The 16,154-nt window shown below is 67.1% G+C and carries 14 protein-coding genes; 10 read left to right on the top strand and 4 right to left on the bottom strand.

What is annotated here, in order from left to right:
- A partial coding sequence (locus AC1DJN_RS13435; protein ID WP_478039316.1) for a TonB-dependent receptor plug domain-containing protein occupies positions 1-819 on the bottom strand: 819 nt, incomplete at its 3' end.
- Between the two features lie 142 nt (positions 820-961).
- The gene (locus tag AC1DJN_RS13440) at positions 962-1,978 is read right to left on the bottom strand and encodes a glucokinase family protein (RefSeq protein WP_033832013.1); all 1,017 of its coding nucleotides are present in this window, start codon (positions 1,976-1,978) and stop codon (positions 962-964) included.
- Positions 1,979-2,362: 384 nt separating this feature from the next.
- Between AC1DJN_RS13440 and AC1DJN_RS13445 the strand changes: the two genes are divergently transcribed.
- The 6 genes from AC1DJN_RS13445 (at position 2,363) to AC1DJN_RS13470 (ending at position 11,420) form a co-directional block, all read left to right on the top strand.
- On the top strand, positions 2,363-3,655 hold the full coding sequence (locus AC1DJN_RS13445) for a sugar MFS transporter (RefSeq protein WP_025878685.1): 1,293 nt from the start codon (positions 2,363-2,365) through the stop codon (positions 3,653-3,655).
- Positions 3,656-3,694: 39 nt separating this feature from the next.
- Positions 3,695-4,762, top strand: coding sequence for a LacI family DNA-binding transcriptional regulator (locus tag AC1DJN_RS13450; protein ID WP_025878684.1), 1,068 nt, complete (start codon positions 3,695-3,697; stop codon positions 4,760-4,762).
- 7 nt (positions 4,763-4,769) lie between these two features.
- Entirely contained in the window at positions 4,770-5,798 is a 1,029-nt protein-coding gene (locus AC1DJN_RS13455) for an SIS domain-containing protein (RefSeq protein WP_025878683.1), read from the top strand.
- Positions 5,798-6,946: an N-acetylglucosamine-6-phosphate deacetylase gene (gene nagA, locus AC1DJN_RS13460; RefSeq protein ID WP_032975389.1), complete on the top strand. Its 1,149-nt coding sequence runs from the start codon at positions 5,798-5,800 to the stop codon at positions 6,944-6,946. Before AC1DJN_RS13455 ends, nagA begins: the two co-directional genes overlap by 1 nt.
- Positions 6,947-6,948: 2 nt before the next feature.
- Positions 6,949-8,016: an acyltransferase family protein gene (locus AC1DJN_RS13465; protein ID WP_478039317.1), complete on the top strand. Its 1,068-nt coding sequence runs from the start codon at positions 6,949-6,951 to the stop codon at positions 8,014-8,016.
- A gap of 359 nt (positions 8,017-8,375) precedes the next feature.
- The gene (locus AC1DJN_RS13470) at positions 8,376-11,420 is read left to right on the top strand and encodes an autotransporter family protein (RefSeq protein ID WP_478039318.1); all 3,045 of its coding nucleotides are present in this window, start codon (positions 8,376-8,378) and stop codon (positions 11,418-11,420) included.
- Positions 11,421-11,708: 288 nt separating this feature from the next.
- On the opposite strand, the gene AC1DJN_RS13475 is transcribed toward AC1DJN_RS13470, so the two are convergent.
- The gene (locus AC1DJN_RS13475; RefSeq protein WP_032975393.1) at positions 11,709-12,131 is read right to left on the bottom strand and encodes a hypothetical protein; all 423 of its coding nucleotides are present in this window, start codon (positions 12,129-12,131) and stop codon (positions 11,709-11,711) included.
- A 372-nt stretch (positions 12,132-12,503) separates the two neighbouring features.
- On the opposite strand from AC1DJN_RS13475, the gene AC1DJN_RS13480 reads away from it, so the two are divergent.
- The 4 genes from AC1DJN_RS13480 (at position 12,504) to AC1DJN_RS13495 (ending at position 14,831) form a co-directional block, all read left to right on the top strand.
- The gene (locus AC1DJN_RS13480) at positions 12,504-13,544 is read left to right on the top strand and encodes a S41 family peptidase (RefSeq protein ID WP_032975447.1); all 1,041 of its coding nucleotides are present in this window, start codon (positions 12,504-12,506) and stop codon (positions 13,542-13,544) included.
- Positions 13,545-13,546: 2 nt separating this feature from the next.
- On the top strand, positions 13,547-13,885 hold the full coding sequence (locus tag AC1DJN_RS13485) for a hypothetical protein (RefSeq protein ID WP_032975448.1): 339 nt from the start codon (positions 13,547-13,549) through the stop codon (positions 13,883-13,885).
- 63 nt (positions 13,886-13,948) lie between these two features.
- On the top strand, positions 13,949-14,362 hold the full coding sequence (locus AC1DJN_RS13490; protein WP_235189909.1) for a helix-turn-helix domain-containing protein: 414 nt from the start codon (positions 13,949-13,951) through the stop codon (positions 14,360-14,362).
- Between the two features lie 34 nt (positions 14,363-14,396).
- Positions 14,397-14,831 carry an SseB family protein gene (locus AC1DJN_RS13495; protein WP_032975394.1) on the top strand — a complete coding sequence of 145 codons (435 nt, stop codon included), beginning with the start codon at positions 14,397-14,399 and terminating at the stop codon, positions 14,829-14,831.
- 57 nt (positions 14,832-14,888) lie between these two features.
- Here the strand turns inward: AC1DJN_RS13495 and AC1DJN_RS13500 are convergent, their stop codons facing one another.
- Positions 14,889-16,109, bottom strand: a complete 1,221-nt coding sequence (locus tag AC1DJN_RS13500; protein WP_478039319.1) for a multifunctional CCA addition/repair protein — start codon at positions 16,107-16,109, stop codon at positions 14,889-14,891.
- Positions 16,110-16,154 lie beyond the last annotated feature (45 nt).

Below are 16,154 nucleotides of genomic sequence, written 5' to 3' on the forward strand. Positions count from 1 at the left end.
GAACAGGGTCGAACCCAGCAGGCCGGGAACGTTGACGCCGATTAGGTCCGGATTGGTCAGGGCCACCGGATCCTTGGGACCGATCTGGAAGAAGCCACCCGGAATTTCCTGCGCTTCACGGCGCAGTTCGCGCTTCTGGCTGAAGCCCTGCACCATCACGCCGAAGGTGTTTTCTTCGTTCTTGTAGTTGAACAATGCCGAGTACTGCGGGTCGTTCGACTTGGCCTGGTCCGAGCGCACCATGCCGATCGAGCCTTCAGCGGTGAACTGCTTGGAGAACTCCAGCGGCTTGCGGGTGATGATGTTGACGGTACCGGTGGTGCCACCGTCCTGCAGCTTGGCCTGCGAGGACTTGTTCACTTCCACCGAGCTGACCAGTTCCGACGGCAGCAGCGAGTAGCTGACGCTGCGGCCGACGTTGTTGCCCTGGCTGAGCACGAACCAGTCGGCCGAACCGACGGTGTGGCCGTTGATCAGGGTCTGGGTGAGGCTGGGGCTGGTGCCGCGCAGGCTGACACGGTCGGCTTCGTCGAAGCCGCCCTCATCGGCGCTGGACGAGCTGATGTTGACGCCCGGCAGGCGCTGCAGGGTGTCGGCGACGTTGTGCGCCGGCAGCTTGCCCACGTCTTCGGCGGTGACCACTTCCACGCGCGCATTGGCTTCGCGCTTGGTGTCCAGCGACTTCTCCATCGAACCGCGGATACCGGTAACGGTGACGGTGTCCAGATCGGTGGCGGTCGGGGCGGCCTGCTGCGCGTGCGCACTGAAGGCGATGCAGCTGACGATGGCGGCCGAAAGCAAGGTCTTGCGGGTATTCATGATGTCTCTCCTCATCACTCGATTGGATGCCGGCGGCGATATGGGATTGCGGTTGCGATGACGTGCGCGGGGCGGCGGCGATGTCCCGGCATTGGCGTGCCACGTACTGCGTGCTGCGATTGCGTTGAAGCCGATTGCAGGTTCAGGCGTCGGCGTGGAGCAGGTACCAGCTGGCAGCGCCGATCACGCCCAGCTGTCCGTGCTCGACCACCTTCACCGGGATGCGTGCCAGCGCCTCGCCCATCGGCCCCTTCTGCAGGTAGCGTTCGACGAAGGTGCTGGTACGCAGGTACTCGCGGATCTGCGGCAGGATCCCGCCGGCCAGGTAGACCCCGCCGTGGGCGCCATAGAACAGGGCCATGTCGCCGATGGTGCTGCCGAGCAGGCCGCAGAACACATCCAGCGCCTGACGCGCCAGCGGATCGGTGCCGGTCATCGCCGCAGCGGTGACCGCATCGGGGCTGGCCAGCGCCGGTGCCTGCCCCTGCAGCGCGCAGATCGCGCGGTACAGGTTCATCAGGCCGGGACCGGAAAGGGCATGTTCGATCGACACGTGCGCGCGGTCGCGCTGCATATGGCGGACGATCGCCATTTCCAGTTCGGTGCTGGCGGCCAGGGTCGGCTGCCCGGCTTCGGTGGCGAGCACCACCGGGCCGTTGGCGGTGGGAATCCACAGCGCCGCGCCCAGGCCCGTGCCGGGGCCGACCACCAGGGTCGGGCCGCGCGGCGCCGTTTCCGGGCCGCACAGGTGCAGCACGCCGCTGGCATCGACCTGCGCGGCCGCGTAGGCCACCGCTTCGAAGTCGTTGACGATGTGCACCCGCTGCAGGCCGACGTCGGCCTCGATCTGCCGCGCCGACAACGGCCACGGCACGTTGGCGGTGATCACCGTGCCGTCTTCGCGGGCGTAGCCGGCGGTGGCGACCACGCAATGCGACGGGCGTGGGCCTTCGGCCAGGAAGTCGGCGAGGATCGCGCTGAGCCCGGCGTGGTCGGCGTTGCGGTACTTGCGGTAATCGAGCACCTGCACCGGATGGGCATCGTCGCCGCTGGCCTGGACCCGGGCGACACGCACATGGGTGCCGCCAACGTCGGCAGCCAGGAACGAGGGCGCGACGCGGGACAGGACATGGGCCGGGGCGGGATGGCTGGCGGTCACGCGGGCTCCTGCTGCAGGTGGGGCCGGCCCCGGGAAGGGCAACGATGGAGCCGGCGATTGGGCGGAGTCTGTAACCGCGTTGACAACGATGTCAACGAGTTCGTGACACTTTCGTTGCTGCGCCGCAACGAATGCAGATCGCCGTAAACGTTTACATGGCGTGAGTACTGCATCCCGGGCGGAACCGTTGCAGCAAGGGGCTTCAAGGGCCAAGCGCATTCAGCGGATGGCCGTGCAACGCGCTTGCGCAGTGCAACATGGGGTGTGGTGACCCGCGCATGGAAGTTGACAAACGGTCGCTGTCCATCGAAAGAATGTGACAACGTTGTTCCCAGCCACTCTCCGACGCCGTGTTCTGCGGCCGTCGCCGCAGGAGCCTTCCTGATGTCAGCCGTCCCCGCTGCAAGCGCACGCCCGAACGTGGCCTCGTCCATCGCCATCGTCGGCGTGCTGTTCTTCCTGATCGGCTTCTTCACCTGGCTCAACGGCCCGTTGATCACCTTCGTCAAACTCGCCTTCGAGCTGAGCGAGGTCGGCGCCTTCCTGGTGCTGATGGTGTTCTACCTGTCTTACTTCTTCCTGGCCCTGCCGGCGTCGTGGATCCTGCGCCGCACCGGCATGAAAAAAGGCCTGAGCCTGAGCCTGCTGGTGATGGCCGGTGGTGCGGCGCTGTTCGGTGAATTCGCCACCCAGCGCTGGTATCCCGGTGCACTGGGCGGCCTGTTCGTGATCGGTAGCGGCCTTGCGCTGCTGCAGACCGCGATCAACCCGTACATCTCCATCCTCGGCCCGATCGAAACCGCCGCACGGCGCATCGCGATGATGGGCATCTGCAACAAGATCGCTGGCATCCTTGCGCCGATATTGATCGGCACCCTGGTGCTGCATGGCATCGGTGATCTCGACGCCCAGGTGCAGGCCGCCGATGCGGCCACCAAGGCCACGCTGCTCAACCAGTTCGCGGCCAAGATCCACGCGCCGTATCTGGCCATGGCCGGTTTGCTGGTGCTGCTGGCGGTGGCGGTATTGTTCTCGCCGCTGCCCGAAATCAAGGCCTCCGAGGCCAATGCCACACCGGCCGGCGTGCCAGGCAAGGCCGAGCGCAGCAGCATCTTCCAGTTCCCGCATCTTTGGCTGGGCGTGCTCTGCCTGTTCGTCTACGTCGGCGTGGAAGTGATGGCCGGAGATGCCATCGGTACCTACGGTCATGGCTTCGACCTGCCGCTGGACCAGACCAAGATGTTCACCGCGTTCACCCTGTTTGCGATGCTCATCGGCTACGTGGTCGGCCTGGTGTTGATCCCGCGAGTGGTCTCGCAGTCGCGCTACCTGACCGTCTCGGCGGTACTGGGCGTGCTGTTCTGCCTGGGCGCTTTCTTCACCCACGGCTATGTGTCGGTCGCCTTCGTGGCACTGCTGGGCTTTGCCAACGCGATGATGTGGCCGGCGATCTTCCCGCTGGCGATCCGTGGCCTGGGCCGCTTCACCGAAACCGGTTCGGCGCTGCTGGTCATGGGCATCGCCGGCGGTGCGATCATTCCGCAGCTGTTTGCCGTGCTCAAGCAGCACATCGACTTCCAGCTGGTGTTCCTGCTGCTGATGGTGCCCTGCTACCTGTACATCCTGTTCTACTCGGTGGTCGGCCATCGCGTCGGCCTGCCGCAGGACAAGGTCTGATCGGCGATGATGGACGGCAGCCAACCCCAGGAAAAGCCGATGCGCAGAGCGACCATCAAGGACGTTGCCGAAAAGGCCAAGGTCTCGCTGAAGACGGTGTCGCGGGTGATCAACAACGAGCCCTCGGTGATGCAGGCCACTCGTGCACGGGTGCTGCGTGCCATTGCCGAGCTCGACTACGAACCCGATCCGTCGGCGCGCAACCTGCGCAGCGGCACCACCTTCGTGATCGGGCTGGTGTACGACAACCCCAACCCGTACCACATCATCGGCGTGCAGAACGGTGTGCTCGCGGCCTGCCGCGAAACCGGCTTCGGCCTGCAGATCCATCCGTGCGATTCCAGTTCGCCGCTGCTGGCCGATGAACTGGCCGACTGGGTGCAGCGCTCGCGCCTGGCCGGGCTGGTGCTGACCGCACCGATGTCCGAACGTCGCGACCTGGTCCAGGCGCTCACCGCGCGCGGCATCAAGCTGGTGCGGATCATCGCCGCTACCGAAGATCCGGCCGATGGCGCCTGCGTGTTCGTCGACGACCGCGAAGCCGCCTATGAAATCACCGAGCACCTGATCCAGCTGGGCCACCAGCGCATCGGCTTCCTCTGGGGTGGCACCTCGCACCGTTCTTCGGGCGAACGCTACGCCGGTTACGAGGCCGCGCTGAAGGACTACGGCATGACCGTGGACAAGCATTTGGTGGTGCAGGGCGACTACACCTTCGACGATGGTTTCCGCGGTGCGCGGCGCCTGCTGGCACTGCGCGAACCGCCCACCGCCATCTTCGGTTCCAACGATGAAATCGCCGCCGGCGTGCTGGCCGCAGCGAAGTCGGCCGGCATGAACGTGCCCTACGACCTGTCCATTGCCGGCTTCGAGGACAGTCCGTTCTCGCGCCAGTCGTGGCCGCCGCTGACCACCGCCAAGCAGGCCACCGAAGACATCGCCCGCCATGCCGCGCGCCTGCTGATCGCACAGCTGCGCAGCGATGCCTACGACGATGCGCCGGCGCCGCTGCACAACCAGGGCTTCGTGCCGCAACTGGTGGTGCGCGGCTCGACCGCACCGATGCGTCCTGCCGCCGCGCGCCCCCTTCCTTCCGATCCTTCCTGAGCCTGCCATGTCGCTGTCCGATCCCACCGCCACCCTGATGTTCGCCGAGGCCGCCGAAGCGGCCGAGGTCGTTGCCCGCCAGTTCGCCCGCAACCACGCCGTGATGGAGACGCTGGCAGCCAGCCTGCGCGCTGCGCCGCCGCCGTTCGTGGTGACCTGCGCACGTGGCAGCTCCGACCATGCCGCCACCTACGGCAAGTACCTGCTGGAAACCCAGCTGGGCCTGGTCGTTGCCTCGGCCTCGCCATCGGTGGGTTCGGTCTACGCCGCACCGCTGCAGCTGCGCGGTGCGTTGTTCATTGTCATCTCGCAGTCCGGCAAGAGCCCGGACCTGCTGCGCAATGCCGAAGCGGCCAAGGCCGCTGGCGCGCGCGTGGTGGCGCTGGTCAACGTCGAGGATTCTCCGCTGGCACAACTGGCCGACACGGTCATTCCGCTGCATGCCGGCGTGGAGAAGAGCGTGGCGGCGACCAAGAGCTACCTCGCTTCGTTGTCCGCGCTGCTGCAGCTGGCCGCGTACTGGAAGCAGGACAGCGCGCTGCGCAACGCTCTGGACCTGCTGCCCGATGCCATGCGCGAGGCCTGGCAATGCGACTGGAGCGCGGTGACCGATGGCCTGGTGGAGGCCAACAACCTGTTCGTGCTCGGCCGTGGCCTCGGCCTGGGCGCGGCGCAGGAAGCGGCGCTGAAGTTCAAGGAAACCTGCAGCCTGCATGCCGAGGCCTACAGCTCGGCCGAGGTCAAGCATGGTCCGATGGCGCTGGTCGATCGCGGCTTCCCGGTGCTGGCCTTTGCACAGCCCGATGAGACCGGCGCCGGTACCCGTGCCGTGGCTGAAGAGTTCACCGCACGTGGCGCCAAGGTGTGGCTGGCCGGTGCCGGCGGCAACCTGCCGGTCGCTGCCGCGCCGCATCCGCTGTGCGCGCCGCTGCTGACGGTGCAGAGCTTCTATCGCGCGATCAATGCACTGGCGCTGCGCCGCGGCTTCAACCCGGATCTGCCGCCGCATCTGAACAAGGTGACGGAGACGGTGTGATGGCAACCGTCCTGCGCAATGCCCGCATTCTTGCCGGCGATGAGTTCCGCGATGATCTTGCGGTGGTGATCGAAGACGGCCACATCAGCGCGCTGCTGCCCGACGCGGCGCCACAGCTGGGTACGGCCGACGAGCAGGTGGATCTGGGCGGTGGCTGGCTGCTGCCCGGCTTCATCGATGTACAGGTCAATGGCGGTGGCGGCGCGCTGTTCAACAACACGCCCGACGTCGAGTCGCTGCGTACGATTGCCCGTGCGCATCGCCGCTTCGGCACCACGGCAATGCTGCCGACCCTGATCAGTGACGACGTGGTCGTGATGCGCGAGGCGATCGGCGCGATGCGCCAGGCGATCGCACAGGGCGTGCCCGGCGTGATCGGCATCCACCTGGAAGGCCCTTACATCGCACCGGCGCGCAAGGGCACGCACGATGCCAGCAAGTTCCGCGTGCCGGACGAGCAGGAAATCGAACTGGCGTCGTCGCTGGACAACGGCGTGACCCTGCTGACCCTGGCGCCCGAGCGCGTGCCGCTGGAGACCATCCGTGCGCTGGTCGAGCGCGGTGTGATCGTCGCCGCTGGCCACACAGCCGGCACCTATGAAGAGATCCGTGCCGGCCTCGATGCCGGCGTGCGTGGCTTCACCCATCTGTACAACGCGATGTCACCGCTGCAGGGCCGCGAACCCGGCGCAGTCGGCGCGGCACTGGAAGATCGCGACAGCTGGATCGGCATCATCGTCGATGGCGTGCACGTGCATCCGGCCAGCCTGCGGGTGGCGCTGGCGGCCAAGCCGCGTGGCCGCCTGCTGCTGGTGACCGATGCGATGCCGCCGGTCGGTGCCGACGATCCGAGCTACGTGCTGTATGGCGAAACCATTACTGCCATCGACGGCGTGGTGCGCAACGCGGCCGGCTCGCTGGCCGGTTCGGCGCTGGACATGGCCACTGCCGTGCGCAACACCGTGCAGTTGCTGCGCCAGCCGCTGGCCGAAGCCGCGCGCATGGCATCGACCTATCCGGCGCAGTTCCTCAACGTCGATGATCGCCTGGGCTACATCGCCGAGGGCTACCAGGCCGACCTGGTGCTGCTGGACGACGCGCTGCAGGTGCGTGGTACGTGGATCGCCGGCCAGTACGAGGCGGCCTGACGATGAGCAGCGCGCCGCCACGCCGGTTGGGCTCGATCGACGCCCTGCGCGGCATGACCGTGGCGGCGATGCTGCTGGTCAACAACCCAGGCGACTGGAGCGCGGTGTTCGCACCGCTGCGCCATTCCGACTGGCACGGCTGTACGCCGACCGATCTGGTGTTCCCGTTCTTCCTGTTCCTTGTTGGCGTGTCGATGGCCTTCAGCGTGGCACCGCGCGCGCTGGATGCGGCCGCACGGCCTGCGCTTGCACGTGGCGTGCTGGAACGCGCGCTGCGCATCGCCGTTGCCGGTGTGCTGCTGCACCTGCTGGTGTGGTGGGCATTGCACACGCACCATTTCCGCATCTGGGGCGTGCTGCAGCGCATTGCGCTGTGCGCGGCCGTGGTGGGCGTGCTGGCGGTGTATGCGCGCCCGCGCGTGCAGGCGGCCGCGCTGGTGGCGCTGCTGGTGGGTTACGCCGCGCTGCTGCTGGGCGTGGGTGACCTGGCGCCGTGGACCAACCCGGCCAGTCGCCTGGATACCACCTTGTTCGCGCCATGGATCTACCAATGGCAGGCCGATACCGGTCTGGGCCATGACCCGGAAGGATTGCTGAGCAGYCTGGGCGCATTGGCCAGCACCGTGCTGGGCCTGCTGGCAGGTGGCCTGCTGCGCAGTGGCCGCGCCGGTGCATTGGCCGCGCTGGGTGCGGTCACCGCCGTGCTTGGCCTGCTGCTGGCAACCGTACTGCCGCTCAACAAGCAGCTGTGGACGCCCAGCTACGTGCTGTGGACCGGTGGCCTGGCCGCGCTGGCATTGTGGCTGGGCCACCTGCTGATCGACCGCAAGGGATGGCCGGCACTGGGCCGGCGCTTCGGCGTCAATGCCATCACCGCCTATCTGGGTGCCTCGGTGATGTCGGTGATCCTGTTGGCCACCRGCGCCTGGAGTTGGGTCTGGCAACAGTTGGCCGCAGCAATGCCACAGGCGCTGGAGCTGGCCTCGATGCTGCAGGCGCTGGCGTTCGTCGCGCTGTGGTGGGGCGTGGCGTGGTGGTTGGACCGACGTCGCATTTATCTGAAGATCTGAGCGCGGACGAAGATCGTGGAAAACGGCCCATCCACGCATGGCGTGGATCTACTGGGCATGGCCCATCCGTGTGTGGTGTGGCGCCACGGTTCATCCACGCGTGGCGCGGATCCATGGCCCATCCACACGTGGCATGTCTGCTGTAGATCCACGCCATGCGTGGATGTTCCATCCGGGCGATGGGAAATGAATCGGTTCATCGACATGCGGGCTGCGTGACTGCTTCCCGGTTTCACAACGAAAGCGTGACCGACTGCCGATAAGTTCACCTATCGAAACCATTCATGGCAGGGCAGACTGCATCAGCAGTGTCGTACAGAGCATCCGCAGTTCCTGATCCCCCGACCCAGGAGTGCTGTATGTCCCATGTCGTCCCGCGCGGGTTCCGCCAGCACCGCTTGACCGTTTCCCTGCTGCAGATCCTGGCGATGCCCTCGCTGCTCGCCCTGTCCGCCCCTGCCGCCTGGGCAGGGTGCGATGCAACGGCTCCCGTGGCCGGGCAGACCGTCACCTGCAGCAGCACCGCCCCCAATCCCGAGACAGCAGCCATCAGCGCCAGTGGCGCGACGGGCATCACCGTGAATGTTGGCAATGGCGCGCAGCTGCAGCAGGCCGGCGCGGGCAGCGCCGTCTCCCTGCTCGGCGCTGGCGGGCACGTGCTCACCAATCTCGGTGCCATCAGCTCGGCGAGCGGTACCGCGGTACAGCTTGGCGGCGGTAGCCGCGTCGACAACACCGGCAGCATCAGTTCCGGCAGCGGTATCGCACTGCAGTTCAGCGGTGCCGGCGACAGCGAACTGGTCAACCGCGGCACCATCAGTGGCAGCAGCGGCGTGCAGTTCGGTGCCGGCAACGATCGTCTGCAGATGCTGGCCGGCAGCATCAGCGGCGGCGTGCAGCAGGGCGATGGCAACGACGTGCTGCTGCTCAGCGGCGGCACCATCGACAGCCTCGACCAGGGCAATGGCGATGACCAGCTGACCGTCAACGCCGGCACCATCACCGGGCTGGTGACGCAGGGCAGTGGCCGCGATGATTTCGTCATGACCGGCGGCACCATCGGCGCCCTGCAGCAGGGCGACAACATCGACACCTTCCGCATGAGCGGTGGCCGCATCGTCGGCGCGTTCGAAGATGGCGACCAGGCGTGGATGACCGGCGGCCGCATCGGCCGCGTCAACATGAAACTGGACAAGAACCTGTGGGACATGTCCGGCGGCACCGTCGACGGCAACGTGGTCACCGGCTTCGACACCGACACCATCATCATCTCCAACGACGCCTACATCGGCGGCAACATCAGCGTCAGTGGCGGCGCCGACAGCGTCACCATCACCGKTGGCACGGTGCGTGGCCAGGTGCTGCTGAGCACCGGCAACGACACCTTCAACTGGAATGGCGGCGGCATTGTCTACGGCGCCATCGACATGGGCCCCGACGATGACGTCGCGACCCTGGGCAATCTCAACCAGGCCAACCTGGGCGCTGTACCGCTGTTCGATGGTGGCACCGGCAGCGATCGCCTCAGCTTCAACAACGTCAAGACCGCTGGCGTCGGACGCTTCCAGAACTGGGAAGCGATCAGCCTGGCCAGCAGCACCGAGCTCACCTTCGATGGCGACCTGGTGCTGGGCGACAGTGCCACCGGCACCGGCAGCTTGAACGTGGACGAGACCAGCACGCTGTTCGGCGGTGGCGGCAACCATGCGATCCGTCCCTTCGCGGCAGCTGCGCTGGTGAACATGGTCAACGCCGGACGCATTGATCTGACCAACAACAGCGGCGCCGGCGATGCCTTCACCATCCGTGGCAACTACCGCGGCGACGGCGGTGGCGTGTACCTGCAGACCGTGCTGGGTGCAGACGACTCAGCCAGCGACCGCCTGGTCTTTGATGGCGGCAGCGCCACCGGCAGCACCGGCCTGGGCATCATCAACACCGGTGGCGGAGGAGCGGCCACGCTGGTCGACGGTATCCTGGTGGTGCAGGCGCTGAACGGCGCAACCACCGCGCCAGGCGCGTTCTCGTTGTTCGCACCGGTCTCGGCCGGTGCCTACGAGTATTTCCTGTTCAAGGGTGGCGTCAGCGCCGGCACCGGCGAGAACTGGTACCTGCGTTCGACATTGGCGGCCGGGCCGACGCCCGCGCCGAACGGCGGCGGCGAAGTACTGCCGCCGCCACCGCCGACGCCACCGGTGGCGCCACCGCCGCCGATTCCCCCGGCACCCCCACCGCCGCCAGAGGGTGCCATCGATCCGGACCTGACCGCAGGCGAGACGGCACCGCCGCCACCGCCGCCGGAACCTGCGCCCGTAGCGCCGCCCAGTGATCCACCCGTACCGGACGTGCCGGTGGCCGGTGGCAGCCTGCCCGGTACCGGTTCGCCGCCGCCCAGTGCGGGGGCAAGGCCCGCCGCGCCGAACGAGAACGGCCTGGTGCCGCTGTACCGCCTGGAGACCGCGGCCTACGCCGTGGTGCCACCGCTGCTGCGCGAGACCTCGCTGGCCAGCCTGGGGACCTTCCATGAGCGCCAGGGCGAACAGCGCCTGCTGTACAACCAGGGCGCCTTCCGCACGGCATGGGGACGGCTGGTCGGGCAGAGCAGCGAGATCCACTGGAAAGGCGATGCACGGCCCGGCTTCGATGGTGACGTGATGGGTGTGCAGGCAGGCCTGGATGTGTGGGCTGCCAGCGGTGACAGCCACCGCAACCAGATCGGCGTGTTCGTCGGCCGCACCCGCGCCGATGGCAGGATCACCGGCCTGGCCGTGGGCTGGGACAACGTGTTGGTCGGCCAGAGCCGGTTGGACGACAAGCACGTGGGCCTGTACTGGACGTTGACCGACAGCAGCGGCGGCTACATCGACGCGGTGGCGATGCAGAGCCGCTACGACGGCCGCACGCGCTCCTCGCGCGGGCTGGGCATCGACCTCAAGGGCGACGGCACCACGCTGTCGCTGGAAGCGGGCAAGCCACTGCTGCAGTTCGGGCAGTCATCGTGGTGGCTGGAACCGCAGCTGCAGGTCATCTGGCAGCGCAGTTCACTGGATGACCAGCGTGATCTGGTGTCCACCGTTTCCTTCGACAACGACAACGCCTGGACCGGCCGCGTCGGCCTGCGCCTGGCGGGCGATTACCAGTTGGCCGACAACGGCTGGCAGCCGTACTTCAAGTTGAACTACTGGCATGGCCGTTCGGGCGAGGACCGCATCCTGTTCGACAGCGACGCGATCATCAATTCGCAGCGCTCGCGTGCTGTGGAGGCCGGTGTCGGCGTGGTCGGGCGCTTCAACCGCACGATCAGCGCGTATGCCGTGGCCGACTACACCCGCGAGGTTGGTGGCAGCGACAACGGCAAGCGCCGCATCATCGAAGGCAACATCGGCCTGCGCGCGGACTGGTGACGACCTCCGCTTGGGTGGGTGTCGACCTTGGTCGACACGAATCCAACCGACGCCATGACCCGCTCTGGTGGGTGCCGACCCAGGTCGGCACGAATCCCCCCGGCGCCATGATCCGCTCTGGTAGGTGTCGACCTCGGTCGACACGAATCCCTCCAGCGGCATGACCCGCTCTGTTGGGTGCCGACCTGGGTCGGCACGAATCCCTCCAGCGCCATGACCTGCTCTGGTAGGTGTCGACCTCGGTCGACACGCCCTGGCTACCAATCAAGCAATCCCAACGCCGCTGTATTACAACGGCGTACGCCCCAGCAACGCGCCCGCGTGATCGGCCAGCAGCTGCACCGCGTGCAACAGCCCTTCCTCCGTCAGCGGCGGGCACTGCGCTTCCGCGTCGTCCAGTTCACGCGCTGCCTGCGTCGCCAGCAGCACACCCCCCAGCGCCGACAACGCCAGCAGGCAGCGCGTGGTGCAGGCCAGATCGCGCGCCCGTGCCGGCGTGATGCGCAGTTCCGTCCACGGCTCGCCGTCAGCGGCGTGGCAGCGCGTGACGTCGCGCAGCCGCTTGAAGAAGGCGGGCGTGGGAGCAGCTTCATCGGCTTCGGCCAGCGCGTCTTCCAGCGCCTCGGCGGTGGCGTTGGGCAGCTGCAGGTCGGGCAGGGCATCGCCCAGCAATGTGTGCAGGCGCGGATAGGTGGGGTGGAGCGTGGTCATGGCAACAACCTCACAGGGCTGGGCCACCTGCGGAATGCAAGGTGGCGGGCGGTGCGGGTTGGCGTGCCGGTCAAGAGCAAAGAAGAAGCCGACGGACCCAAGGGTCCCCACGCACCGCCCGCCATGGACCGGCAGGTGGTGCATTGTCGCGAGTGCCTGCATCGAGGCAATCGGTCATCTTTGCTCATTGATTCAGGACGCCAATCCCGGCCGGCGCAGGTGGCGCCGGCACAGCGACCTTCGCGCGTTTGCCAGCGTGCCGACATGGGCAAAGTTGTAAATCGCAGTCCGATCCTGACGTGCCTGATGCGACACGCCGCGCGGCGGCCAAGGCGTTATGCTTCGCCTTCATTCAACGACAGGGAGATGTCGATGCGGAACAGCAAAGGATTGCCGGGACGTGCCCTCCTCATCGCCGCGCTGCTGGCAACGACCGCCGCCACTGCGGCTGACGCCATCGAGATTCCATCACCCGCCGCACAGGCACAGCTGCTGGACATGCTTGAACGCGAGGCGCTGTACCGAGGCAGGGTCGATTGGCCTGCCACGCGCACGCGCCTGAAGGATGCGCAGGGCGATCCGGCCAAGGTCCGGACCGTCCTGGCCGAGGCCATCGGTCGCAGTTCAGGCGGTCACGGCAGCTGGATGACCCCGCAACGACAGCAGCAACGCGTGGAGCGTTTCGCCCGCGAAAACGCCACCGCTGCTGCCCGCAGCGAAAGCGACGCCACTCGCGCACGTGACCCGCGTATCGGCCAGGTGCTGATCGAGGGCTATGCGGCAGACCCCGGTGCGCCGCCGCAGCAGCTGCAGCAACAGAACATCCAGCGTGCGGTGCGTTGGCAGAACGCCATCCGTGAAAAGGACAGCACGCCTCGCTGTGGCTGGATCGTCGACCTGCGCGACAACACCGGCGGCAACATGTGGCCGATGCTGCTGGGCGTTGCGCCGCTGCTGCGCACTTCGGCGATGGGTATCGAGGACGTGGGCTCATTCGAGACCGCCGACGGTCCGGTACGCTGGCAGACCACTGCCAGTGGCGTGCGCATGGGCGAGGCGACGCGCCTGGATTTCGGCCAGCCCGGCTATCTGCCCCGCCAGGTTGGCGCGCCGGTGGCGGTGTTGACCGGCCCGCGCACCGCCAGTTCCGGCGAAGCGACCGTACTGGCGTTCCGAGGCCGGGCGCAGACCCGCAGTTTCGGACAGCCCACGGCGGGTGTATCGACGGCCAACGTGGTGCGCCGGCTGGTGGACGGCAGCGCGTTGGTGCTGACCACCAGCGTCATGCGCGATCGCAATGGAAATGGCGACGGGCGGAAGATCGCGCCGGACCAGGCCACCGTCGGCGATGCCGCCACGGTGGCGGCGGCCGAGGCCTGGCTGCTGGCCCAGCCCGCCTGCAAGGAGGGCTGAACCTGCTGCTGATCGGCCAACACGAACGGGTGCTGATTGTCGGCCCCACCGAATCGCACCACTGCCTGCGCTGCCAGACCGAAACCGAATTCGCCCCGCAGCTGCGCTACAGGATGGCGCGCATCGACCTGCTGTTCGGCTTCGTCTACCAGCGCCGCTACGAGCTGGCCTGCACCGGCTGCGAGCACGGCTGGGTGCTGGATACCGAAAGCATGGACCAGCAGCTCGGCGGGGTGCCGATCCCGTTCCGGCACCGCTTCGGCCTGCCGGTGATGCTGGTGGTGGTGGCCGGGCTGGCGGTGGCGGGGTGGATGTGGCGGCATGGACACGGTGGGGGCTGACCGTATAACTGAAGTGCTGCGTGCGGCTTATGATCTGGTTGGCGCTTGTACTGCGGAGTTTCCATGAACATTCGTCCTGTTCGCACAGAAGTCGACTACCAGAACGCGTTGCGCGAGCTGGAGGCCTATTTCGAGAACGAACCTGCGCTGGATAGCGAAGAGGGAGATCGTTTCGAGATTCTCGCCACCTTGGTGGAGGCCTACGAAGCGAAGCACTATCCGATCGAGCTGCCGGACCCGATTGAAGCGATCCGCTTCCGCATGGAGCAGGGCGGTCTGACCGTCAAGGATCTGGTGCCCTCGATTGGTCAGCTCAACCGCGTATATGAGGTATTGAATCGCAAGCGCGGATTGGACCCTGGAGATGATCCGCAATCTGCACCGCAACCTGGGCATTCCGGCGGAAAGCCTGATCGGCCGCTGAGGTCGATTCCGCTGCGGAACGAGGTGTACGTAGCCGGATGCCGGGCCTGCTAAAGTTGCAGCCAGCAACCACGTACCGGAACCGACCATGGACCACGAAACGCCGTTCGAACCCGCCAACGACCTGGAAGTGCGCCTGTTGCAGGCCCAGGATGGAACCCTCACGGCCTCGCAGTTCCTTGACGGCCTGCTGACCGCGCCGGTGTTCGTGCTGCTGGACAAGGCCATCGGTGAAGACGGCGCTTGGGACGAGAGCATTTCGCCGCTGGTGCTGACCAGCGAAAGCGGCGAGCCGATGTTTGCGGTGTTCACCGCGCCCGAGCGCGCGGAGATCTGGCACGAGCAGCTGCCGCAGTTTGCCCACGCCATGCCCATCGCGGTGCATGCACTGCTGTCGGGCATCGGTGAGGGCGTCGGCCTGGTGCTGAACCCCGGCCTGGACGTGGGCATGGAGATGATCCCCGATGCGGTGGAGCAGCTGAAGCAACGCGCGGCGGCGATCACCCGCGGGAAGGCGCACTGATAGCGCTGTGGTTGCCTGCCAGCGGCCGGCACTACCGGTAAAAGTGCCGGATAAGCATCAGCGGGCGGCGGCGATCGCCCGTACACGCSCCTTGGCCAGCGCCTCACCAATGGCCGGGCCTTTGAGGTGTGTGGTGTCCAGGTCACGCGCCTGCACTGACAGCGCCGCCCGGTGAAGGCGCTTGAGTGTTTCGCCCTGCGGGTAGTCGCTGTCCTCGAAACCGAGCCGGCCGCGCTTGTCGGCCTCGCAGCACAGCGCGATGCGTGCCACCCGCTCCGGCCGGCGCAACGCATCGCAGCGGCCCAGCAGTTCCAGCACGGTGGCATCGCGCAGTTCGTCGATGCGATGCACGTTCAGATGCTCGCGGCAGACGGCCTCGGCCAACTGCTGGTGCTCGGTCGGAATCTTCAGGCGCGCGCACAGTGCTTTCAGCGGTTTGATGCCGCGCTGCTCGTGCATGATGTGGCGCGGCCATTCCTCGGCCGGGGTCAGGCCCTTGCCGAGGTCGTGGGTCAGTGCGGCGAAGCCGACCAGGTCATCACCGGGCGCCAGCTTTGCCGCCATGTCGCTGACCATTTCCTGGTGGATGCCGGTGTCGACTTCCGGATGGAATTCCGCGCGCTGCGGTACGCCGTACAGCGCTTCCAGTTCTGGCAGTATCGGGCCAAGCGCGTGCGCGTCGTGCAGGGTGCGCAGGAACGCCGATGGGCGCTCGCACACCAATGCCTTGCGCAGTTCCTGCCACACACGTTCCGGTACCAGCGCGTCGAGCTCGCCACTGGCGGCCACCTCGCGCATCAGCGCCATGGTTTCCGGCGCGACGGTGAAACCGAGCGAGGCGAAGCGGGCCATGAAGCGCGCCGCACGCAGCACGCGTAGCGGGTCTTCAACGAATGCGGGACCGACATGGCGCAGCACGCGCTGCTCGAGGTCGCGCGCACCGCCATAGGGATCGACCAGCGTGCCGCTGTCTTCATCGCAGGCGATGGCATTGATGGTGAAGTCGCGGCGCTGCAGGTCTTCTTCCAGCGTCACCGCCGGATCGGCATCGACCACGAAGCCGCGGTAGCCACGGCCGGATTTGCGTTCGGTGCGGGCCAGCGCGTATTCCTCGCCGGTCTTCGGGTGCAGGAAGACGGGAAAATCACGGCCCACGGCGGTGTAGCCCTGCGCTTCCATCTGCGCGGGCGTGGCGCCGACGACGACCCAGTCACGGTCGCCGGCAGGGCGCTGCAACAGGCGGTCGCGCACGGCGCYGCCGACAAGATAGATCTTCATGGGGGGATGATGGCACGGTAGCGCCGGGCGTGCCCGGCGGAACAC

Source organism: Stenotrophomonas sp. 05L414_2 (genome assembly GCF_056397905.1).

Bases quoted from the DNA above. Each gene is read 5' to 3' on its own strand.
- AC1DJN_RS13475 (WP_032975393.1), bottom strand. From the start codon at position 12,131: ATGACCACGCTCCACCCCACCTATCCGCGCCTGCACACATTGCTGGGC.
- AC1DJN_RS13455 (WP_025878683.1), top strand. From the start codon at position 4,770: ATGTCGCTGTCCGATCCCACCGCCACCCTGATGTTCGCCGAGGCCGCC.
- AC1DJN_RS13445 (WP_025878685.1), top strand. From the start codon at position 2,363: ATGTCAGCCGTCCCCGCTGCAAGCGCACGCCCGAACGTGGCCTCGTCC.
- AC1DJN_RS13495 (WP_032975394.1), top strand. From the start codon at position 14,397: ATGGACCACGAAACGCCGTTCGAACCCGCCAACGACCTGGAAGTGCGC.
- AC1DJN_RS13490 (WP_235189909.1), top strand. From the start codon at position 13,949: ATGAACATTCGTCCTGTTCGCACAGAAGTCGACTACCAGAACGCGTTG.
- AC1DJN_RS13450 (WP_025878684.1), top strand. From the start codon at position 3,695: ATGCGCAGAGCGACCATCAAGGACGTTGCCGAAAAGGCCAAGGTCTCG.
- nagA (WP_032975389.1), top strand. From the start codon at position 5,798: ATGGCAACCGTCCTGCGCAATGCCCGCATTCTTGCCGGCGATGAGTTC.
- AC1DJN_RS13480 (WP_032975447.1), top strand. From the start codon at position 12,504: ATGCGGAACAGCAAAGGATTGCCGGGACGTGCCCTCCTCATCGCCGCG.